At 40.8% G+C, this 21,648-nt stretch carries 24 protein-coding genes; 15 read left to right on the top strand and 9 right to left on the bottom strand.

Features of this window, described 5'->3' with window-relative positions:
* The first annotated feature begins 154 nt into the window (after positions 1 to 154).
* The 5 genes from NYE23_RS14050 to NYE23_RS14030 all read left to right on the top strand — a co-directional run bounded on the left by NYE23_RS14050 (position 155) and on the right by NYE23_RS14030 (position 6,634).
* Positions 155 to 1,447: an extracellular solute-binding protein gene (locus NYE23_RS14050; protein ID WP_341078748.1), complete on the top strand. Its 1,293-nt coding sequence runs from the start codon at positions 155 to 157 to the stop codon at positions 1,445 to 1,447.
* Between the two features lie 263 nt (positions 1,448 to 1,710).
* Positions 1,711 to 2,994 carry a carbohydrate ABC transporter permease gene (locus tag NYE23_RS14045; protein WP_341078746.1) on the top strand — a complete coding sequence of 428 codons (1,284 nt, stop codon included), beginning with the start codon at positions 1,711 to 1,713 and terminating at the stop codon, positions 2,992 to 2,994.
* Between the two features lie 2 nt (positions 2,995 to 2,996).
* Complete coding sequence (locus NYE23_RS14040; protein ID WP_341078744.1) at positions 2,997 to 3,839, top strand: sugar ABC transporter permease; 843 nt, start codon at positions 2,997 to 2,999, stop codon at positions 3,837 to 3,839.
* An 88-nt stretch (positions 3,840 to 3,927) separates the two neighbouring features.
* A complete protein-coding gene (locus tag NYE23_RS14035) occupies positions 3,928 to 5,466 on the top strand; it encodes an alpha-amylase family glycosyl hydrolase (protein ID WP_341078742.1) in 1,539 nt (512 codons plus the stop codon).
* A 121-nt stretch (positions 5,467 to 5,587) separates the two neighbouring features.
* A complete protein-coding gene (locus tag NYE23_RS14030) occupies positions 5,588 to 6,634 on the top strand; it encodes a LacI family DNA-binding transcriptional regulator (RefSeq protein WP_076261251.1) in 1,047 nt (348 codons plus the stop codon).
* Between the two features lie 75 nt (positions 6,635 to 6,709).
* Here the strand turns inward: NYE23_RS14030 and NYE23_RS14025 are convergent, their stop codons facing one another.
* Complete coding sequence (locus NYE23_RS14025) at positions 6,710 to 7,579, bottom strand: SDR family oxidoreductase (RefSeq protein ID WP_341078739.1); 870 nt, start codon at positions 7,577 to 7,579, stop codon at positions 6,710 to 6,712.
* A gap of 119 nt (positions 7,580 to 7,698) precedes the next feature.
* Here NYE23_RS14025 and NYE23_RS14020 point away from each other — a divergent pair, with 119 nt between their 5' ends.
* Complete coding sequence (locus tag NYE23_RS14020; RefSeq protein ID WP_341078738.1) at positions 7,699 to 8,202, top strand: GNAT family N-acetyltransferase; 504 nt, start codon at positions 7,699 to 7,701, stop codon at positions 8,200 to 8,202.
* A 62-nt stretch (positions 8,203 to 8,264) separates the two neighbouring features.
* Here the strand turns inward: NYE23_RS14020 and NYE23_RS14015 are convergent, their stop codons facing one another.
* On the bottom strand, positions 8,265 to 8,756 hold the full coding sequence (locus NYE23_RS14015; protein ID WP_035327116.1) for a YajQ family cyclic di-GMP-binding protein: 492 nt from the start codon (positions 8,754 to 8,756) through the stop codon (positions 8,265 to 8,267).
* 157 nt (positions 8,757 to 8,913) lie between these two features.
* Here NYE23_RS14015 and NYE23_RS14010 point away from each other — a divergent pair, with 157 nt between their 5' ends.
* Positions 8,914 to 9,777: a CvfB family protein gene (locus tag NYE23_RS14010; protein ID WP_341078737.1), complete on the top strand. Its 864-nt coding sequence runs from the start codon at positions 8,914 to 8,916 to the stop codon at positions 9,775 to 9,777.
* A gap of 52 nt (positions 9,778 to 9,829) precedes the next feature.
* Here NYE23_RS14010 and NYE23_RS14005 read toward each other — a convergent pair whose 3' ends face one another.
* Together NYE23_RS14005 and NYE23_RS14000 are read right to left on the bottom strand one after the other, a co-directional pair.
* Positions 9,830 to 9,961, bottom strand: coding sequence for a DUF3941 domain-containing protein (locus NYE23_RS14005; RefSeq protein ID WP_009331260.1), 132 nt, complete (start codon positions 9,959 to 9,961; stop codon positions 9,830 to 9,832).
* A 109-nt stretch (positions 9,962 to 10,070) separates the two neighbouring features.
* Positions 10,071 to 10,925: a DegV family protein gene (locus NYE23_RS14000; RefSeq protein ID WP_341078734.1), complete on the bottom strand. Its 855-nt coding sequence runs from the start codon at positions 10,923 to 10,925 to the stop codon at positions 10,071 to 10,073.
* 125 nt (positions 10,926 to 11,050) lie between these two features.
* Here NYE23_RS14000 and NYE23_RS13995 point away from each other — a divergent pair, with 125 nt between their 5' ends.
* Both NYE23_RS13995 and NYE23_RS13990 read left to right on the top strand, forming a co-directional pair.
* Positions 11,051 to 11,881 carry a YitT family protein gene (locus tag NYE23_RS13995; RefSeq protein ID WP_341078732.1) on the top strand — a complete coding sequence of 277 codons (831 nt, stop codon included), beginning with the start codon at positions 11,051 to 11,053 and terminating at the stop codon, positions 11,879 to 11,881.
* 19 nt (positions 11,882 to 11,900) lie between these two features.
* Positions 11,901 to 12,650 carry a BsuPI-related putative proteinase inhibitor gene (locus tag NYE23_RS13990; protein ID WP_341078729.1) on the top strand — a complete coding sequence of 250 codons (750 nt, stop codon included), beginning with the start codon at positions 11,901 to 11,903 and terminating at the stop codon, positions 12,648 to 12,650.
* A gap of 35 nt (positions 12,651 to 12,685) precedes the next feature.
* Here NYE23_RS13990 and NYE23_RS13985 read toward each other — a convergent pair whose 3' ends face one another.
* From NYE23_RS13985 to NYE23_RS13975, 3 genes are all read right to left on the bottom strand, one after another.
* Entirely contained in the window at positions 12,686 to 12,871 is a 186-nt protein-coding gene (locus NYE23_RS13985) for a DUF3813 domain-containing protein (protein ID WP_341078727.1), read from the bottom strand.
* Positions 12,872 to 12,873: 2 nt separating this feature from the next.
* The gene (locus NYE23_RS13980) at positions 12,874 to 13,026 is read right to left on the bottom strand and encodes a hypothetical protein (RefSeq protein ID WP_174750431.1); all 153 of its coding nucleotides are present in this window, start codon (positions 13,024 to 13,026) and stop codon (positions 12,874 to 12,876) included.
* Between the two features lie 123 nt (positions 13,027 to 13,149).
* Entirely contained in the window at positions 13,150 to 13,968 is an 819-nt protein-coding gene (locus NYE23_RS13975) for a Cof-type HAD-IIB family hydrolase (RefSeq protein ID WP_341078725.1), read from the bottom strand.
* Between the two features lie 277 nt (positions 13,969 to 14,245).
* Between NYE23_RS13975 and NYE23_RS13970 the strand changes: the two genes are divergently transcribed.
* From NYE23_RS13970 to NYE23_RS13960, 3 genes are all read left to right on the top strand, one after another.
* Positions 14,246 to 15,013 (top strand): alpha/beta fold hydrolase, encoded by a 768-nt coding sequence (locus tag NYE23_RS13970; RefSeq protein ID WP_341078723.1) that lies wholly within the window; start codon positions 14,246 to 14,248, stop codon positions 15,011 to 15,013.
* Positions 15,014 to 15,084: 71 nt separating this feature from the next.
* Positions 15,085 to 15,393 carry a metal-sulfur cluster assembly factor gene (locus NYE23_RS13965; protein ID WP_048011912.1) on the top strand — a complete coding sequence of 103 codons (309 nt, stop codon included), beginning with the start codon at positions 15,085 to 15,087 and terminating at the stop codon, positions 15,391 to 15,393.
* Positions 15,394 to 15,563: 170 nt separating this feature from the next.
* Positions 15,564 to 16,691, top strand: a complete 1,128-nt coding sequence (locus NYE23_RS13960; RefSeq protein WP_341078720.1) for a TIGR04053 family radical SAM/SPASM domain-containing protein — start codon at positions 15,564 to 15,566, stop codon at positions 16,689 to 16,691.
* 30 nt (positions 16,692 to 16,721) lie between these two features.
* Here the strand turns inward: NYE23_RS13960 and NYE23_RS13955 are convergent, their stop codons facing one another.
* Positions 16,722 to 17,423, bottom strand: a complete 702-nt coding sequence (locus NYE23_RS13955; protein WP_341078718.1) for a Crp/Fnr family transcriptional regulator — start codon at positions 17,421 to 17,423, stop codon at positions 16,722 to 16,724.
* Positions 17,424 to 17,708: 285 nt separating this feature from the next.
* On the opposite strand from NYE23_RS13955, the gene moaA reads away from it, so the two are divergent.
* Entirely contained in the window at positions 17,709 to 18,725 is a 1,017-nt protein-coding gene (moaA, locus tag NYE23_RS13950; RefSeq protein WP_341078715.1) for a GTP 3',8-cyclase MoaA, read from the top strand.
* A 112-nt stretch (positions 18,726 to 18,837) separates the two neighbouring features.
* Here moaA and ric read toward each other — a convergent pair whose 3' ends face one another.
* Positions 18,838 to 19,530 carry an iron-sulfur cluster repair di-iron protein gene (gene ric / locus NYE23_RS13945; RefSeq protein ID WP_341078712.1) on the bottom strand — a complete coding sequence of 231 codons (693 nt, stop codon included), beginning with the start codon at positions 19,528 to 19,530 and terminating at the stop codon, positions 18,838 to 18,840.
* Positions 19,531 to 19,756: 226 nt separating this feature from the next.
* Here ric and NYE23_RS13940 point away from each other — a divergent pair, with 226 nt between their 5' ends.
* Positions 19,757 to 21,022 carry a molybdopterin molybdotransferase MoeA gene (locus NYE23_RS13940; protein ID WP_341078709.1) on the top strand — a complete coding sequence of 422 codons (1,266 nt, stop codon included), beginning with the start codon at positions 19,757 to 19,759 and terminating at the stop codon, positions 21,020 to 21,022.
* Positions 21,010 to 21,552: a molybdopterin-guanine dinucleotide biosynthesis protein B gene (gene mobB, locus NYE23_RS13935; protein ID WP_341078707.1), complete on the top strand. Its 543-nt coding sequence runs from the start codon at positions 21,010 to 21,012 to the stop codon at positions 21,550 to 21,552. The genes NYE23_RS13940 and mobB overlap by 13 nt, the downstream gene beginning before the upstream one ends.
* Positions 21,553 to 21,648: the final 96 nt, after the last annotated feature.

Raw genomic sequence — 21,648 nt, 5'->3', positions numbered from 1 at the left:
AGAAATTGTGCAATCGTTTTCATTAAGCGGTTTCATTGAATTATAGTTTAAGTGAACGCTGATTTTTTTAGAAATAGACTAAAGCGTTTACAATTTTGTGCAAACGGTTGTACTATTTACATTAAGCAACAGATCTATTAAAGGGGGCAATATCATGAAAAAGTCACTATCTTTCTTTATGATGCTGGTATTAGTAATAGGAATGCTGGCAGCTTGCGGTCCTCAGCGTGAGGCACAGCCGGAAAATACAGATAAAGATAACGGCACAGGTGAAAACCAGGCTGAAGAGCCAAAACCGGAAAAATTAGTAGTTTGGGAAGACACAGATAAAGGCGTAGCATTAAAGCCTGCCATTGAGTCTTTTGAAAAAGAATATGGAATTAAAGTTGAATTCAAAGAATTAGGCATGGCTGATAAAATCCGTGACCAATTAAGACTTGATGGACCTGCAGGAAATGCACCTGACGTTGTTACACTGCCTCATGACCAAATTGGCCAGGTTGTAACAGAAGGTCTTCTTCAGGAAATCAAAGTTGATGACAGCGTTCTTGATACTTTCACAGAATCATCCATCAGTGCTCAAATGTATGACGGAAAACTATATGGTCTTCCAAAAGCAACCGAAACACCAGTTTTCATCTATAATAAAGCATTAATGGAAAAAGCTCCTGAAACAATGGATGAGCTTTATTCTCAAGCTAAAGAATTAACAACTGGCGGACAGTATGGATTCCTGGCTTTATTCGATAACTTCTATTTCGCTCACGGCCCTATTGCTGGCATGGGTGGATATGTTTTCAATGAAAATGACGGAGCATTAGACCGTGAAGATGTTGGTTTAAATAACGAAGGCGCTGTTGAAGGTGCTGAGTTTATTCAAAAATGGTACAGCGAAGGCTTATTCCCTAAAGGAATTATCGGGGAAAGCGGAGGAGCTGCAATGGATGGCCTATTCAATGAAGGAAAAGCTGCTTCTGTAATGAATGGTCCATGGGCACTTCAAGGAATGAAGGATGCAGGGATCGATGTTGGTGTTTCTGTAATGCCTAAGCTTCCAAACGGTGAGCCTGTTAAGACATTCATGGGTGTTAAGGGATGGAATGTAACTGCATTTACTAAAAACCCTTACTGGGCAACAAAGTTAGTTGAACATATTACAAACGAAGAAAACGCAAAGATCCGTTTCGAGACAACTCAGGAAATCCCTCCTGTAAAATCTCTTATTGAAGATCCGGTAATCGCAGACAATGAAGCTGCAAAAGCAGTTGCTGAACAATCACAATACGCTGTTCCAATGCCAAACATTCCTGAAATGGCTGAAGTTTGGGGACCAATGGCCTCTGCACTTCAAACAATTGCAACAGGTAAAGCGGAGCCAAAAGCAGCGCTTGATGATGCAGTAAAAACTATCAAAACAAATATTGAAACAAATCACCCTGCCAAGTAAAGCTTGACAGACAAAAGGGCGGTACCTCCCAGGAGGTATTGCCCATACTTTTATGTAATGATATAAAACGGAAGGTGCCTGAGCAGATAGGTTTCTGCTTCAAATGCATACTTTCGAACCTTTAAGGAGAAGCGGCAGAAAGCCGCTTTCATGTTCCTCTTAAAAGCAACCGTTTGCACAAAAACAATCGTTAATATTCTTATAAATGAATTATAATAATAGAAAAATACTTTCTCCTATAAGAAAGGGGAGGCAATAGCCATATGGACGAAAAAAAAATGACATCCAACCATGGAAGAAATGCTGCTCTATTATCCATCCTGCCTGGATTTGGACAGTTTTATAATAAACAGTTCCTTAAAGGTGCCATATTTTTAATTCTTACCGTTTCGTTTTTTGCAGCATTCTTTGACACACTGAATTGGGGCTTCTGGGGACTTTTCACACTAGGGGAAATACCAGTTCTGGACCATTCGATTTTTCTTCTGATCGACGGAATTATTGCATTAATCGTAACAGCATTGGGGCTGATCATTTATGCCTTTAATATTTATGATGCTTACAATAACGGGAAAAAACGTGATTTTGGACTGGAATTAAACAGTGTCAGAGAACAGTACCACAATCTCCTTGACAATGGTTTCCCATACTTAATGATCTCACCAGGTTTTTTTCTTTTGGTGTTCGTTGTTATTTTTCCCATCTTATTCGTAGTTCTTCTTGCATTTACTAACTATGATCTATACCATTCTCCGCCTGCAAAGCTGGTAGATTGGGTTGGCATTCAGAACTTTATCGATATCTTTAAACTGGATTTATGGAGAAAAACCTTCTTTGGCGTAATGGGCTGGACAATAGTCTGGACTTTTGTAGCTACGACTTTGCAGGTAGCTCTGGGTATTTTCCTGGCAATTCTCGTAAATCAAAAGGATCTTAAAGGGAAAGCAATTATCCGGACAATCTTCATTCTTCCCTGGGCCGTGCCTTCATTTATATCAATCCTGATTTTCTCCGGCATGTTCAATGAAACTTTCGGTGTAATCAATAAAACGATCCTGGATGCACTTGGAATCGGTGCTGTTCCATGGATGACTGAGGAAAATTGGACACGTTTAGCGTTAATTTTCATTCAGTCCTGGCTTGGATTCCCGTTCATTTTTGCCATGACAACAGGTGTGTTGCAGTCAATTCCGGATGAGCTTTATGAAGCTGCAACAGTTGACGGTGCAACGATTCTGCAGAAATTCACAAAGATTACTCTGCCGTTGGTTTTGTTTGCAACGGCACCGATTATCATTACTCAGTATACGTTCAACTTCAATAACTTTAATGTTATCTTCTTGTTCAATGGCGGCGGACCGGCTATTCCAGGCCAAAATGCCGGCGGTTCGGATATTCTAATATCCTGGATTTATAAACTGACTATGACTTCTGCCCAATATGGCAAAGCAGCTGCAGTTACCATGATTCTTTCACTTATCGTCATCACTGTAGCACTATGGCAGTTTAGAAGAACAAAATCATTCCAAGAAGAGGATTTGATGTAGATATGAGCATGAAGAAAAATAAAATGATCCGGCTGACACTTTCATATTTTATCATTGCCTTAATGAGCTTTATTGTCATTTATCCGCTTTTGTGGGTAGTAGGCTCTTCGTTAAATCCGGGCCAGAGTTTGTCGGGATCAACAATGTTTCCTGAAAATCCGACCTTGGCTCATTATAAATATCTGTTTGATTTAGAGAAGTCCAATTATGTTAAATGGTACTGGAATTCATTGAAAATAAGTACGCTTACAATGATTCTTACGGTTATTACAGTATCATTGACTGCCTACTCGTTTTCACGTTACCGTTTTATCGGGAGGAAAAATGGTTTATTAACGTTCCTGGTACTGCAAATGATACCTAACTTTGCAGCACTGATCGCCATTTTTGTATTAGCGACAAGAACTGGTTTAATTGATACACATCTTGGATTGATCCTGGTGTATGTAGGCGGCCAGATCCCTATGAATACATGGCTGATGAAAGGCTATCTCGATACGATTCCGAAAGAACTTGATGAATCTGCGAAAATGGATGGTGCAAGCCATCTTCGTGTTTTCTGGCAAATTGTTATGCCGCTTGCAAAACCAATTGTAGCGGTAGTTGCGCTTTTTTCATTCATTGCTCCTTTTGGTGATTTCATCCTTGCCAGAATTTTATTAAGAACAGATGAAAAGTTCACAATGGCGGTAGGATTGTATGAAATGGTTGCCAAGCAATTTGGAAATGAATTTACAAAGTTTGCAGCTGGCTCGGTTTTAATTGCGATTCCGATTGCTGCACTTTTCCTCATGTTCCAAAAATACTTTGTATCAGGTTTGACGGCAGGGGGAACAAAAGGCTAATCTTAAAGGGCTGAAACTTTACTGGCCGCTGCAGGCTGCGAACTGATTGGAGTCTCGGAGCGGCTTGAAAAATGAAGGAGGAGCGGCGATGAAAAAAGGAATCATAACCTTCATCTTAATCCCGTTTCTTCTTTTTTATGCCCTGCCGGCAGGAGCAGCTGAAAAAGAAGAGCGTAAATGGCAAGATGAAACAATTTATTTTTTAATGGTTGACCGATTTAGCAATGGAGATCCAAACAATGACTTTAAAGTTGATGTTCAGGACCCCAAGGCTTATCATGGCGGAGATTTCAAGGGAATTACTGAACGCCTTGATTATATTAAGGATATGGGGTTTACAGCAATTTGGCTGACTCCAGTTTTTGATAATGAAGAGAAGGGGTATCACGGTTACTGGATAAAAGATTTTTATAATACGGAAGAACACTTTGGCACAATGGATGAGTTCAAGCAGCTAGTCAAGGAAGCCCACAAAAGAGATATGAAAGTGATATTGGACTTCGTAGTGAACCATGTTGGCTACAATCACGATTGGGTTAATGACCCTGGGAAAAAAGATTGGTTCCATGAAAAAAGGGATATCGTGAACTGGTCGAATCAGGCTGAAATTGAAAATGGCTGGATTTATGGCCTCCCAGATTTAAATCAGGAAAACCCTGATGTGAAAAAATATTTAATGGACGCAGCTAAGTGGTGGATCGAAGAAACGGATATTGACGGTTATCGCCTTGATACTGTTAAGCATGTTCCAAAATCTTTCTGGAGCGAATTCGCCAAAAATGTTAAATCAGTCAAAGAAGACTTTTATTTGCTTGGGGAAGTATGGTCGGATGATCCCAAATATATTGCCGAATACGAAAAAACGGGGATAGATGGCTTTGTTGATTATCCTTTAAATGATCATCTAAGAACCGCCTTTGCAGAACCTGACAAACCGTTAAACTGGCTTTTTACAAACTGGGACCGAAATAAAGCATTTTATGAAAATCCCTATCTTATGGGAAGTTTCATGGATAATCACGATACTGTCAGGTTCACCCGTGATGCTATCACAAAAAATCATCACCCGGGTCCAAGATGGAAGCTGGCATTAACATACATGTATACCTCACCTGGGATTCCGATTGTTTATTATGGAAGTGAAATAGCTATGGATGGCGGTGAGGATCCTGACAACCGCAGGCAAATGGATTTCCGTACAGACAAAGAATTGATAGATTATATTACAAAACTTGGGGAAGTTAGGAAGTTACTTCCATCTCTAACGAGAGGCAACATGGAACTGCTGGAGGAAAAGGACGGTTTTGCTGTTTATAAGCGGACATTTGATGATGAAACAACGGTGATTGCGATCAATAATTCAACAAAGACACAGAAAGCGATGCTTGATTCCTCACAATTGGAAGAGGGAAGAGAGCTCCGCGGCATGATTTCTAATGATCTTATCCGCAGTAAAGACGATAAATATGAGTTGATTATTGATCGGGAAGAAGCTGAAGTATATGTTCTGAAAGAAAAATCAGGATTGAATATTCCGCTAATTGGAGCACTTGCGGCAGTTTATTCAGCTTTTATGATTTTTCTCTATCTTATATGGAAGCGGTCCAAAAAGAAGAAATCAGAGTAATTTTATTTTTAATTGCCTCCCCTTCTTCCTAATCCTGTTAACAGTTTAAAAATGAAAAGAAAATCAAACCTGTTTTGATTATAATATTAATAACAGAGACCTCAAGGAGAGGGTGATTCCATTGGCAGTCACAATTAAAGATGTTGCAAAGATGGCAAAAGTTGCGCCTTCTACTGTTTCAAGGGTTATTGCCAACAATCCTCGCATCAGCGAGAAAACCAAGCAAAAAGTCAGAGAGGCAATGGAACAATTAGGATACCATCCGAATTTTATTGCCCGCAGTCTTGCAAGCCAGTCAACCCGCGCAATTGGACTGATAATGCCCAGCTCCACAGATGTTGTATTTCAGAATCCATTCTTCCCTACTGTACTTAGAGGTCTGAGTGAGGGTGCCCATGAAAGGCATTATGCCCTCCATATGACAACCGGAAAAACGGATGATGAAATTTACGAAGGCGTGATCCAGATGGTACAGGGCGGCCGGGTAGATGGAGTAATTCTGCTTTATTCAAAAGTGGAGGACAAAGTCCTTGCCTTCTTAAAGGAAAGAGATTTCCCGTTTGTGGTTATAGGTAAGCCCTTTTCAGATGAAGAAGAAATCACTTATGTTGATAATAATAATTTTCGTGCAGCCAAAGAAGTAACGGAATACTTAATTAAACTGGGCCATAAGCAAATTGCATTTGTCGGAGGAAATTTGAATTTAACCGTTACAGTTGAACGCCTTCTTGGCTATGAAAAAGCATTAAGGGATGCTGGCATTGAGCTGGTAAATGAATATATTGTTCATGAGGAGTTCCTTAAAGAAGGGGGACAGGAGGCTGTCAGAGGTCTCATCTCTCTTGATAAACCTCCAACCGCCCTTGTGGTTGCCGACGACTTAATGGCATTAGGCGTCCTGAATACTTTGGATGAATTGGGAATTAAAGTTCCTGAAGATATGTCAATCATCAGCTTTAATAATGTGCTGTTAGCTGAAATGTCCAGACCGCCGCTGACTTCTGTCGATATCAACATTTTCGATTTGGGATTTGAATCTGCCAGAAGCCTCATATACAGAATTGAAAACCCCCGGGAGCCTGTGAAGCGAATTATTATTCCGCACAAAATTGTAAAACGCTGTTCATGCAGCAGTCCGCTAACTGAAGATCCAGAGATTGTATCATAAAAAAGGGAAGCCTGCTGCAGGCTTCCCTTTAGTTTTGGTTATCGCAGTCTAACGGGCAGTGATTGAAGTTTCACTTTATCCATTTACAATTGTTCCGCCGTTGACATGGATCATCTGGCCGCTCACATAAGATGAATCATCGCTGGCAAGATAGACATAGGCCGGAGCTAATTCATAAGGCTGTCCTGCTCTGCCTATTGGGGTATCTGATCCAAATTTTGAAACCTTTTCCGCTGTGAATGTAGATGGAATAAGCGGTGTCCAAATAGGTCCTGGAGCCACTCCATTTACGCGAATTCCCTGTCCAGCCAGTGATTTGGCCAGTGAGCGTGTGAAGGATACTATCGCACCTTTTGTAGAAGAGTAGTCGATTAGCTGTTCGTTTCCTTCATAAGCGGTTATAGATGCAGTATTGATGATGGAGCTCCCTTTTTTCAAGTGTGGCAGTACTGCCTTTGTCAGATGGAAAAATGAAAAGATGTTTGTTCGGAATGTTTTTTCAAGCTGTTCAGCAGTGATATCGAGCAGGCTTTTTTGAGGGTGCTGCTCGGCTGCATTATTCACCAGTACATCGATTTGACCAAATTTATCAATTGTTTTTCTGACAGCATCCTTACAGAATGTTTCGCTTCCGAGATCACCGGAGATCAGCAGACAGTCCTGTCCCTCAGCCTGAATGGCCTCTTTAGTCTTTTCTGCGTCTTCATGTTCTTCCAGATAGACAATCGCCACGCTGGCTCCTTCCTTGGCAAAATAAATGGCGGCTGACTTTCCGATGCCGCTGTCTCCGCCTGTTATTAAAACAACTTTTCCTTTTAATTTATCAGACCCTTTATAATTTGGATCAACCGTTTGTGGCTCAGGCTGCATTGGCGCCTCTGTGCCGGGCTGATGATCCTGATGCTGAGGCGGAAATTCCTTTGGATTGTTTTGAGTATTAGACATTACTAAATCCCTCCAAATCATTAATACTCTTCTAATTCCATTTTATTATGGTAAAAAAACATGGAAATTATTTGCATTCCCCTTATATAATAGATTTAAAAAGAGTGGGGGAACAGGAATTGCAGATTCGATCAGCTGCCAGAAGTGATGCGGAAGCCATTCTGGCTCATTGCCGGAAGGCTTTTAGAGAAACAGATTTTCTAATGACCGAGGCGGATGAGATTAATTTAACAATTGAAGAAGAGGAAGTGTGGATTGAAAAGAGCCTTCAATCCGGAGATCTCATTTTACTAGCAGAACATGACAATGAAGTGGTTGGAATGCTGAACTTTCGGCGGTCAAAAAGCAAAAAAGTGAACCATCTGGGTTATTTCGGGATTACAATACAGGAGAAGCATTGCGATCAGGGACTGGGAAGCAAAATGATGAAACAATTCCTGAAATGGGCGGAAGAAGAACCAGGTCTGGAAAAAATATGCCTTGAGGTTTTTGCGTATAATCAGAGGGCTATCCACCTGTACAGGCGATTCGGATTTCAGGAGGAAGGCCGCAAAGTCAAACATATAAAAAGAAAAGATGGGACCTATGCAGATGAACTAATGATGTATAAATTTATTAAATAGCTGCAGCATGAATGGATAAACTAAACAAACAAAAAGCAAACGGAATTTTCCGTTTGCTTTTTTTAGCGATAGTTAACGAACTGGACATCAACAGTCAGGTCTGCCTCTTTAACAGCAGCGATAATCTTCTGCAGGTCATCGCGGTTTTTGCCGGTTACACGGACCTGATCATCCTGAACCTGACTCTTCACCTTTAATCCGCTGTTTTTAATCAGGGTATTAATCTTCTTGGCATTCTCTTTATCAATACCCTGGACAAGCTTTGCTCTTTGGCGGACTGTTCCTCCTGATGCTCCCTCAATCTTGCTGTAATCAAGATTTTTTACAGGAATGCCTCGTTTAATTAATTTGCCTAATAAAACATCCTTAAGCTGGTCAAGCTTAAATTCATCATCAGATAGAAGCACAAGCTCCTCTTTATCCAGCTTTATATCACTTTTACTGCCTTTAAAGTCATAACGGGTGGAAATTTCCTTCATGGCAATATTAATGGCATTGGTTACTTCAGAAAAGTCAACTTTAGATACAATATCAAATGAGCTTTCTTTAGACATGACAGCCTCCTTGGCGATTACAATTTAAGTTTCACTTCTTGTCCTTATTATAGTAAAATATAGCAGTTCAAACAACTTTAGGAGTTATGTGATCTTTTTTGGGAAAGATTTAATATAATGAATATTTGCTGTTTACTGCTGAGAAGGAGGAAAAGAGATGGCTATAGAAGAGAATTTGGGCCGTGCTGTAAAGCTGATCGTTTCAAGGGAAGCGGCATTTGGCTATTTTTTGACGGATGGAGAGGAGGATGTTCTTCTTCATCAGAATGAGACGGATGGAAAGCTCGAAGAAGGGCAGGAGGTTGAGGCTTTCCTTTATATGGATTCACAGGGAAGAATCGCAGCAACAACTGTCATTCCCGAGGTCCAGGCTGGTACATATGGATGGGCTCATGTAAGCGATGTAAAGCCCGGCATCGGCGTTTTTATCAATATTGGCATTCAGAAGGACATGCTCCTCGGGGAGGAGGATCTTCCTGTCCATGAAGCTGTGTGGCCGATTGAAGGAGATAGATTATACATTACACTCCGAGTAAATAAGAATAACAGAATTTATGTGAAAATGGCTACTGATCCTGTCATTACCGATATCTCAATTAAAGCATCCAAAAGTGACTTTAATAAGAATATTCACGGACATATTTATAGAACCGCAAAAGTTGGAAGCTGGATTTATACAGCTGAGGGCTTTAAAGGCTTTATCCATGAATCCCAGCGAAAAAGTGAGCCCCGTCTTGGAGAGAAAGTGGAAGGCCGCATAGTTGATGTGAAAGAAGATGGGACAGTGAATGTTTCTCTTATTCCAAGAAAGCATGAAGCACTTGATGCTGATTCCGAAAAAATCGTCTCCTATCTTGAAAGCCGAAGCGGTGCGATGCCATATGGCGATAAAAGTGCCCCGGAAGATATCCAGGAGCGTTTTCAGTTAAGCAAAGCTTCCTTTAAAAGGGCTTTGGGCCGGCTTATGAAGGAAGGCAGGATTTATCAGGAAGATGGCTGGACTTATATTAAGAAAGACTAATCTACTGCAAAAAATAATAAAACGGACAAGCCAATGCTTGCCCGTTTTATTATTAAAGATGATCTGTCTTTTTTGAATATTGGTTTTTCCCGGCTTTGCGGTTTTTCTCGCGCATCATATTTTTTTCGTGGAGAAGCGCATTATTGTCTTTCGCTTTCTTATCATTATCGGAAGTATGCGGCATAATAAAAATACTCCTTTCATACTGATAGGTTTAGCCTTCAGGAATATAACTGAAGTACAGTCATATTGTCTGTCAGAATGAAATGGAGTATGTATCCTGCACTTATGGTTTAGATTTGCTTAAGGTAGAAAATCGCGATAGATCCCGGGCCTGTATGGGCCCCGATTGCAGAGCCGATGGATGTAATATAAACTTCTTTGGCATTAAGCTCGTCCAGTATCAGCTTTTGCATTTCAAGAGCTGTGTCTTCATCATCAGCATGGCTGATGCCGACAGTCTGCTTCTCAAAGGAGGTCCCATTTTCTTTCATCAGCTCAATAATGCGGCGAAGAAGCTTTTTCTTGCCGCGCAGTTTCTCGATCGGCACAAGTTTGCCATCTTCTACTGTTAAAAGAGGTTTAATATTTAAAAGTCCGCCAAGAAATGCCGAGGCTTTCGAAACGCGGCCGCCTTTTGCAAGGTATTCAAGATCATTTACAGTAAATAAGCTCTCGAGGTTCCGGCAGCGAGATTCGATTATTTTCTGGAGGTCTTCCTTGGATGCGCCTGATTGCGCTGCAGCTGCAGCAGCCTTCACAATTAATCCATATCCCAATGAAGCAGCCTTGGAATCGATGATGGCTAATTTGAAATCGGGGTATTTCTCTTTTACTTGCTCCAGTATCATGACAGCAGTCTGGTATGTACCCGAAAGTTCGGAGGAAAAAGCTATATAAATGCCGTCTTCATTGTTTTCTGCCATTTTATTGAACGTTTCCTCAAAAAGAAGAGGGGATACCTGAGATGTTTTAGGCATTTGGCCTTCCCGTATAGCTCTATAAACATCCTTGGGTTCTATGGTGACTAAATCTTCATATTCTCCATCATTCAGTTGAACCTGTAACGGGAAAAGTGTGACGCCATGTTCTTTATAAAAGCTAAGCGGCAAGTCACACGCACTGTCAGCTAGAATTTTTACTGACATTATCTTTCACCTGCTTTCAAACTATATGAATTAAGTTTATAGAAATCAAGGAGAAAAAACAATGAATTGTGTTGAAAATGCGCCTTATTGGGGTAAAGAAATAATAAAAAATCAGGGGGTAAAAAATGGTTTGGCTAGAATTTAAGAAAGTATTTATTGTATTGATTGGCGCGGTATTGAATGCAATCGCGATGAATTTTTTTCTTATACCCGCTAATGTATATGCAAGCGGTTTTACAGGCGTTGCACAGCTCTTATCAAGCATTCTTGGTGATTTCGGATCAACAGGGATATTGCTGTTCATTCTAAACATCCCTGTTACCATATTAGCCTGGAAAAAGGTTGGCCGTTCGTTTACGATTTATAGTTTTCTAAGCGTATTCCTGATGTCTTTTTTCCTGGAAGTCATACCTGTAATCCACGTATCAAAAGATATCCTGCTTAATGCCGTTTTTGGAGGTGTCATAGCAGCTGTAGGTGTAGGGATGACACTTAAATGGGGGGCATCCACAGGAGGAATGGATATCATTGCGATGGTCTTGTCCCGAATGAAAGACAAACCTGTCGGTACATATTTTTTCACACTTAACGCCATTATTATTATAACGGCCGGATTTTTGTATGGCTGGGAGAAAGCACTGTACACCCTTGTAACCCTTTATGCTTCTACCAGGGTTATTGATGCCATTCACACCAGACATGAAAAACTCACAGCTCTGATTATCACGAAAAAATCCGAAGAAATGAAAAAAGCAATCCATGACAAACTTGTCAGGGGAATAACAACTTTCCCTGCAAAGGGGGCTTTTACAAATGAAAATAAGGAAATGATGATGATTGTCATCACCCGCTACGAGTTATTTGACCTTGAAAGAATCATAAAAGAAGTGGATCCGAATGCTTTTACAAATATTGTTCAAACAGCTGGTGTATATGGCTTCTTCCGCAGGGATTAAATGAATGGAGGGATGAAGGATGCTTCGGCTTTTGGCTGCTGCTGTGATTATCCTCACTATGCCTTTGCAAAGTTTTGAAGCTTCTATAAAGGAAATGCCATTTGATTTCAAAGTAATGCCTCAAGCAGGACAGGAAACACTAAAAATCGATTTGCTTCTGAGTAATAAGGCCAATTATCCGCTGAGCTTTGAGTTTGGATCCTCACAGTTCTACGAAGTGGAAATTTTCTCTCAAGAAGGTGAAAAGGTATATTCCTCCTCTGAAGGAAAAGCATTTTTACAAGCTTTTCAAACCATTGGTGTCAAACCGGATGATAGCAAAGTATGGAAAGAGCAGTGGGATTACAGGCATAAAGGGAAAAGAGTTCAGGAGGGAGAGTACATAGTAAAAGCCAGGCTTCTGGCATCAAACTTAAATGGCAAAGAGTTTGAGACAAAACCTGAAACTGAAGCATCTGTATATATCCCGGGCCAAAATCCTTCCTTTAGCCAGGCAAAGGTTACAGGCGGGAACGGCGAATATATAATATTATTTAAAGCTCGCCCAATAAGCGGAAAGCTATGGTATGCAGTTGAAGACGGCCATAATGAGCTGCAGGCTGAAAAGGCCATAGTGGCTTCATCAAATGATTGGAAGAGCTTTAGGATAAAAATAAGCCTTCCTTCTGAAAACCTCCCTGAAAACGGAACAGTGCTTTTGCATTTATATGAAAAAGATGTAAACGGAGATATAATAAATTCCTTTTCTGTTATCCTGGAAAGGAGGTAAAAAGAGCTGGCAGCCATTGAGGCCGCCAGCTCTTTTTAGCGATACTGCGAATATTGTTCAAGTTCCTGCTGCATCTCCCGGAGCTGTGCCTGTTCAGCCGCGGTGGAGTTGGCAAATGCAGAACTTAAAGCATTTTTTGCTCTGGAAACAGATTCTTCGCCTGCAGAATTTTTAGCTATTTCCACATATTTTCTGGCTTCCTGAAATAATCTGTTACCCATCGCTATATTCCTCCGAGGGATGATTCTTTCACATTAGCTAATTTTTGGGCTTCCGCCTCAGCATAGGTCATGTGGTACGGGATACGCTCATCATGCTTACTAACAGTATCAGCACCCTGTTGAACGAAGCGTTTTGATTTATTACGTTTACCCATTCGAATCCCCTCCATGAAAGAGTTTGAAGCCGCAATTGGGCTGCTTCATCTTTAGTATGCTCTAAAGGAAGGATTTAAAAAGGGGATTTAATGGTTTCATTTTAATTCTTTTTGGTCAGCTGCTTAAAGAGCTTTAAGATTTAATAAGTCATTTAGATAAATGCCTATTCCATCTTCCTCATTGGTTAATGTGACCTCTTTGGCAATATTTTTCACCTGGTCGATAGCATTGCCCATGGCAATCCCGTAGCCTGCAAATTCAAGCATTTCAAGATCATTGTCCTCATCGCCAAAAGCAATGATGCGCTCGGGCGGTATTTGGAAGTAATCAGCTGCTTTTTTGAGGCCAACAGCTTTATTCAGTCCCGTTTTCACGATTTCAATGACGTGCCAGGGAGCCGCCCATCTGCGGTGGTCAATTACTTCGGCATGGACCTCGGAAAGATGATTTCTGATGGACTTTACATGTTCCTCATCAGTATGGATCAGCATGCTTGTCGGATTATCTTTTAAGTAATTGCGCAAATCCCCGGTTGTAATATTCGGATCGCCAAAACCGAAGATGTCGAGAAGCTTCTCATCATGGTAGTGTAAATAAACATCATCAATAACTTCTGCCACGATATTATGAATAGTATAGCTATTAACGGCTTCGACAATTTCCTTTGCAACGTTCATTTGCAGTGGTGTGTGGTAAACACCCCAATTATGGTCTTTAGGATGATGTATGTATGCACCATTGAAATTGACAATCGGTGTAGTCAATTCCATTTCACGATAGTAAATTTCACTGGAGCGAAATGGCCTTCCGGTGGCAATCATCACTTCATGCCCTTGTTCACGTGCCTTTTGAATAATCATTTTAGTTTTAGCCGAGATGGTTTTGTCATCTTTTAATAATGTGCCATCAAGGTCCAATGCAATTAAATGTTTTTCTGCCATAAGATCTCCTTCTAAGCGCTCAGCACTTTATAATAATAATTAATTGCAGTCAGCGGACTGCAGCTCATTGCTTATATTGAAGTATGCCCCGCTTTTCTTCTAAGTGTAAAGGTTTTGGAAAAGAAAAGTCCACATGTTAAACTGAAAAATAGAAAGAATTTACATAAAGACAGGAGCTAAAATTTTTACAAAATCATTTTATACATATATGTTATCAATATTATTATAATTTTGTAAAAAAATTCACTTTGGTACTACAGGTTTAGGAGGAAAAATTGTGGTTGTTATTGAACATAAGCTTATCAGAGAAATTCCTGTTCTTGAACTTGCCAGACAGGAAATAAAAGGGGGACCCCTGCCTTTTATCATTTTTGTTCATGGGTTTACGAGTGCCAAAGAACATAATCTGCACTATGCCTATCTCCTTGCAGAAAAGGGGTTTAGGGTAGTGCTTCCGGACACCTTATTTCATGGGGAAAGATCGGAAGGCTTATCAGGCAGCGATTTAAATTTCAAGCTATGGGATATTGTTCTGAATACCATTGCTGAATTGAACATAATCAGGAATGTCTATGAGGATTGGGACCTGATTGATCAGGGAAGAATAGGCCTTGTGGGCACCTCCATGGGGGGAATAGTAACTTTGGGCGCCCTGACACAGTATGAATGGGTCAAAACTGCAGTTAGCCTTATGGGTATGCCGTATTATGAAAAGTTTGCTCAGCTTCAGCTCGATGAACTGAAGAAAAATAATATTAAGGTTCCGCTCACAAATGAAGAACTAGCAGATCTTCTGAAAATTCTTAGGGAGCGGGATCTGGGCCTTCAGCCAGAAAAGCTTGGCGGAAGGCCGCTCATGTTCTGGCATGGCAAAAAGGACCCGGTTGTTCCTTATTCCTATACATACCAATTTTATGAGACCATCCAGCCCCTGTATAGTGACTCACCTGAAAACCTCCTGTTTATATCAGATGAACAGGCGGGGCATAAAGTCAGCAGGGAGGGGCTGCTTGAAACAGTTAAATGGTTTGAGGAACATTTATAACCTGTATTTTTTCATTTCATTTAAATTTTTGTTAAGATAAAGATAGTAAATAATGAAGGAGTGCTGCAGATATGGATCAGGATTTAAAAGACAGCATTATGGGTGCACTGGAGCTTGTAGTAGACCCTGAGCTGGGGATAGACATTGTAAACTTAGGCTTGGTATATGATGTGAAAATGGAAGAGGAAGGGAAAGCTATAGTTGATATGACTCTTACTTCCATGGGCTGTCCTTTGGCAGGCACAATTGTTGAACAAGTAAAGTCTGCGCTGGCAGATATCCCTGAAGTAAAAGACACTGAAGTGAATATTGTCTGGAACCCGCCTTGGTCCAAGGACAAAATGTCCCGCTATGCAAAAATTGCACTTGGCGTACGATAAAATTTAAGCTCAAAACAGCAGGAGTATTTCCTGCTGTTTTTTTGTGCCCTTGTGAGGTAGTTCACTTATTTCACATGCCGATTATCCTATAATAACAATGGAAAGACAAAATATAGTTTGCTTTGCGTTGACAAATGGCCGGGAGTAAGGCCATCAAGGAGGCATTTCTAATGGGATTTGATAGAGATTTTAATAATGACCCTTTTATTGTGATATGGGAATTAACAAGGGCATGCCAGCTAAAATGTCTGCATTGCCGTGCGGAAGCGCAGTACAGGAGAGATCCGAGGGAACTTTCCTTTGAAGAAGGAAAGGCTCTGATTGACCAAATCAAGGAAATGAACAACCCTATGCTTGTGTTTACGGGTGGAGATCCATTAATGAGGCAGGATGTATTCGACATTGCCGAATATGCCGTGAAAAAAGGCGTTCGTGTTTCCATGACGCCAAGTGCGACACCAAATGTAACAAAAGAGGCTATTGAAAAAGCCAAACAGGTCGGCTTGGCTCGATGGGCTTTCAGCCTTGATGGACCAAATGCAGAAATTCATGACCATTTTAGAGGGACTTCCGGTTCCTTTGAATTAACGATTGAAAGGATAAAATATTTACACGAGCTTGAAATTCCAGTCCAAATTAATACAGTGATCTCGCGCTATAATATCGATTACCTGGAGGAGATGGCCAAGGTTGTAGAAGAACTCAAATGTGTTCTATGGAGTGTGTTTTTCCTCGTCCCAACAGGGAGAGGGCAGGAAAAAGATATGATCTCACCGGTTGAGCATGAGAAGGTATTTACATGGCTGTATAACTTAAGCAAAAAGGTTTCCTTCGATATTAAGACAACAGCTGCCCAGCATTATCGCCGAGTTGTCATTCAGCAAAAAATGAAGGAAGCAAAGGCTCAAAATGAGGATATTCAATATCTCGATGCACTTACACAGCAAGGGCTGACGGGTTCTATAGATGGTTTAGGCAGGGCGCCTAAAGGAGTAAATGACGGAAACGGGTTTGTTTTCATTTCACACATTGGGGACGTTTATCCAAGTGGGCTTTTGCCTGTTAAAGCAGGAAATGTAAGGGAACAGCCGCTGGCTGAAATATACAGGGAATCGCCCATTTTTAAAGATCTCAGAAATCCTGATAAATACAAAGGGAAATGCGGTCAATGTGAATTCCGTTATGTTTGCGGAGGATCAAGGTCACGTGCATTTGCCATGACAGGGGATTATATGGAGAGCGAGCCGTTTTGTGTATATATTCCTAAGGCACTTAGAAAGAAAGCGGCAAAAGCATAAAAGGAATAGGAGTGCAGTGTGACTGCGCTCCTATTCAATGCTGCAGTATACGGCGGGGCAATTTTCACAGCCTATTTCATTTTTTAAATACTGAAGATCTTTAACTGTAATTTTTCCATTCATTATTGTAATAATACCGTCCTTCTTTAGTTCACCCAGTATCCGGTTGGTGCTCTCTCTGGAGGTGCCGCAGAAATTCCCAAGCTCCTGGTTCGTAAGGGGCAGATCGATAAGTGTGCCGCCATTCACAGTTACGCCATAGCTGTTAGTCATTCTGATAAGAGTTGAATACAGGGCACCTTTTTTCCCATTAAGCACAAGGTCTCTGAATTTGGTCTGTGTATTGCGGAAATGGTCGCTCATCCATTTCATAAATTCATAGGCCAGAGTACTATTTTTAAAAATCTCCTTTTCCAGGACATCTTTTTTTATCACAGCTACCTCACCAGCTTCAAGAACTAAAGCATTCAATAAATATTTTGGGTCACTGGTAAATAAGGTCAGCTCACCAATGATTTCATTTTCCCCGCATAGCCTGAAGGTGAGTTCCCTGCCGTCCGCTGTTATCTTGCTGATTTGAATCTTGCCGGAAAGGATGATATATAGCTCATCAGCATCCATGCCTTCCTGAAAAATATAAGCCCCTTTCTGTGTTTTCATATGACGGTCAGCGAAATGAAGAAGCTCTTTAATTTCAATGGAATGTGTCTGTTTAATGGCTGTATGAGCCATGGGAATCCTCCTTCATATAACAACTGTCTTTTTTCACAATAATATCATTTGTATAGTGATAACATTGCCGGCTTTTGTGTCTTTATTGTGGCATTTTCTATAGAAATGGTCAGTCTTAACTAATAAACAGCAATTCCCTATTAACATTGCAGCGATTGTATGTTCTAATAGTAAAAGCCCTTAATTTGAGATACTGGGTTATTTCTGTTATTTTAAGGGAAAGGCTAAAATATACATCTGTATAGAAAGCTTAATAAAGTCACTCTTTAAATGGAGTTGAACGGAATGGCTAAAACCATTATTAAAGATAAATTGAATAGACCTTTAAGAGACCTGCGCATTTCTGTCATTGACCGCTGTAATTTCCGCTGCCAATATTGCATGCCGGCAGAAATCTTCGGTCCTGATTTTGCTTTTCTTCCAAAAAGCGAGCTGCTAAGCTATGAGGAAATTGAACGACTGGCTAAGATTTTCGTAAACCTTGGAGTGGAGAAGATCAGGTTAACAGGCGGGGAGCCCCTTATGAGAAAGGACATGCCTAAACTTGTCAAAATGCTTTCAGACATTGAGGGATTAAAAGATATTGGACTAACCACCAACGGTGTATTGCTTCCCAAACATGCGAAGGACTTAAAGGAAGCAGGACTGCTGAGGGTTAACATCAGTCTTGACAGTCTGGATGATGAGCTTTTCGGACAAATCAACGGACGCAATGTGGGTGTCAAACCAGTCATTAAAGGGATTGAAGCAGCAAAAGAAGCAGGACTTGGCGTGAAGATTAATATGGTGGTCAAAAAAGGCCTGAATGATTCTGAAATTGTCCCGATGGCTAAGTTCTGCAAAGATAACGGCTTACAGCTCCGCTTTATTGAATACATGGATGTCGGCAGCACGAACGGCTGGAAAATGGACGAGGTTGTTACTAAAAAAGAGATTTATGACATCTTAAAGGAACACTATTTATTGGAGCCGGTAGATCCGGATTATTTCGGAGAGGTGGCCAAGCGATACCGCTATAAAGACAGCGGTGTAGATGTTGGGTTCATTACATCTGTTTCTGAATCTTTCTGTTCTAGCTGCACTCGTTCAAGATTGTCAGCAAACGGCCAAATATTCACGTGCCTATTTAATGGGGAAGGGCACGATTTAAAGGAATTTATGAGAAAAGGGGCCACGGACAAAGAAATTACCGATCGGATTATTAAGATTTGGAATGGCAGAAAAGACAGGTATTCAGACGAACGGACAGAAGAAACTGCTGCAAACAGGAAAAAGATTGAAATGTCCTATATTGGGGGATAAAAAAGCATGCTTTGCTGTGTCATGAGAAAAGGACACAGCGGGCAGGCTTTTATTTTTGCCGTTTGAATGCACAAAAAATCTGCAGCCGAAATCGGCTGCAGATAATGAGTGTTTAAATATATCGAGGAAAAAGAATATTATTTTCCAGATGAACATGCATGAATGTTTGGCTTTCCAGATCTTCAAGCCGCTTATATACAAGACGGTAAGATCCGCATGCATCTGCTGGAGGAGTAAAATCAGCTGTAATTTCCCTCAATTCCTTTAGAATTGAACCTGCATGATCATGCTCCTTCTCAAGCTCCCGGATATAGCTGATGATTTCTTCGCGATTTTCAACTTTAGGGTCTTCAAGCTTCAGCAGAAGTGGAAAAACTGACTCTTCTTCTTTGGAAGTATGTTCAAGAAGCTCGTGCTTCAATTCAAAGAATAATTGATGGACTTTAAGAAGCTCCTCATGGCTCTCTCCATGAACTCTTGATACCTTTGTTACATACGGACTTAATAATGATAGTTCTTCTTCAAGAGGACGATGATATCGCTTGATCACATGTTCAATAATGTCTTCTGATGTACTGTCTGTCCAAACCTCTAAATCATCTGTTTGGTGTTCCTTTTGAATTATTTCGTTTAATTCGTTAATCAGGACGTCCATATCCGCTGACTGCTCTGAAACAGCTCGCGCCAGCGGAATATTTCCGCCGCAGCAAAAATCAATGCGATGACGTTTAAAAACATCGCTTGTCTTTGGAAATTCATTTACAATATCTTTTACCAGACGATCTTCTGTAATTTGTATAGTCATTTAATTTTCCTCCTTCTATCTTGTGAACTATCTAAAGAATAAACGAATTTCCTTTTTAATTTGGTGACGGGCATCACACTTGCAGGTTTTTTATAAAGTTATTTGGGTAAAATCTTGCACAGATGAAAACTGAAAGTGTGATGATTGTCATGTTATGGATTTTCATGTACGTTTATAATAATTGAATTAGAAAAGACACTAAGAAAAGTACATAGGAGCTGATATCATGCTGGAGAAAAGAACTCCCATTCCTGTTGCTGAAGCAGTAAAAAAAATCATGGCATATCAAGTAAACGGAAGTGCAGAATACGTATCTATTAATGAAAGCAACGGCCGTTTTCTGGCGGAAGATATAAAAGCGACACATGATGTCCCTCATTTTGATCGATCACCATATGATGGTTTTGCTGTCCGTTCTGCGGATACCAAGGAAGCTTCAATGGAAAATCCCGTCGTATTTGAGGTGGTAGACCACATTGGGGCGGGGCATGTGACTTCTAAAAACATTGGTCCATTCCAGGCTGTGAGGATCATGACTGGTGCGCAAATGCCTCAGGAATGCGATGCTGTTGTAATGCTTGAACTGGCAAAAGCATACGAAGAAGAAGGTAAGAATTATATGTCCATAAAGCGCTCCTATAAAGCTGGAGACAATGTTTCCTTCAAAGGAGAAGATGCAAAAAAAGGAGATTCTTTAATTAAGAAGGGGACAAAGATCAATCCCGGAATTCAGGCTATTCTCGCAACCTTTGGTTATGCAGAAGTGCCTGTTGCCAAAAAGCCTGTTATTGGATTATTTGCAACAGGCACTGAACTATTGGAGGTCCATGAACCGCTGGAACCGGGGAAAATCAGAAACAGCAATGCTCATATGATTACCGCGCAAATTGAACGGGCCGGCGCGGAAGTTAATTATTATGGAAAGCTTCCTGACGAATTTGATACATGTTTTAATGCTGTGAAAGAAGCGTTGAACCGTGTGGATATGCTGATTACTACAGGCGGGGTGTCTGTGGGCGATTTTGATTATCTGCCGGGCATTTATGAAAAGCTTGAGGCAGAGGTGCTTTTCAATAAAGTTGCCATGAGGCCAGGCAGTGTGACGACAGTTGCCCAGCATGAAGGGAAGCTTCTGTTTGGACTTTCGGGAAATCCTTCTGCCTGCTATGTCGGGTTTGAGCTTTTTACAAGACCAGTCATCCGAAAAATGCTGTTCTCTGAAAAACCGCATTTAAGGAAAGAAACTGCTGAACTGGTCGCAGAATTTCCAAAAGCAAACCCATTTACAAGATTTGTCAGGACGTCTGTAAATTATTTGTCAGGACGACTGGTGGCAGCACCAAGCGGAGTGGATAAATCAAATATTGTGATGAGTCTTGCCGGTGCGAATTCGCTAATGATTCTGCCAGGCGGAACCAGAGGCTATGGAAACGGAGACATCGTTGAAGTACTATTGCTTGAGGATCATGAAGGAAGCGAATGGCCATGGTAAAGGAACCTGTTATATTTCAGGTATCAGGCTATCAAAACAGCGGAAAAACAACGTTGATAAATAAATTAATTTCCGGATTAAAAGAGAAGGGGCTTTCTGTCATTACCATTAAACATCATGGTCATGGCGGCAAACCTGAAGCCCCGGAAGGAAAGGATTCCACAAGCCATATTGAATCAGGGGCTGCCGCTTCACTTGTAGAAGGGGGAGGCAGACTGCTTATGCATGCTGAGAAGAAAAGCTGGAGCCTGGAGGAGCAGGTAAGGATTGTGCTGCAGCTGCAGCCGGACGTCGTGCTTATTGAGGGTCATAAAAAGGCATCTTATTCTAAGGTTCTCTTGCTAAGAAGTGATGAAGATATGCACCTTATGAAGGAATTGACAAATATCCGTACAGTGATCAGCTGGGATGATAACGTTATAAAACCAAACGATGCAAATTTTGAAGCTCCGTTTTTCAGCATTGGTGATCCCAAGGGCCCTGATTGGATTGTTGAGTATTTAGTGAGCGAAAGAATGAAAAAAAGATAGAAGCAGAACAGCCCAATTCTATATTGGGCTGTTTTTAATATCCTCAAAATTGAACGTTTTGTGGCGTTGCGTGTATCAGTGATAATCTTCACTTTA

This window comes from Cytobacillus sp. FSL H8-0458 (assembly GCF_038002165.1).
Lineage (GTDB): Bacteria > Bacillota > Bacilli > Bacillales > Cytobacillaceae > Cytobacillus.
The sequence above is the reverse complement of the archived record's forward strand: the minus strand, read 5'-3'. Positions and strand labels throughout refer to the sequence as shown.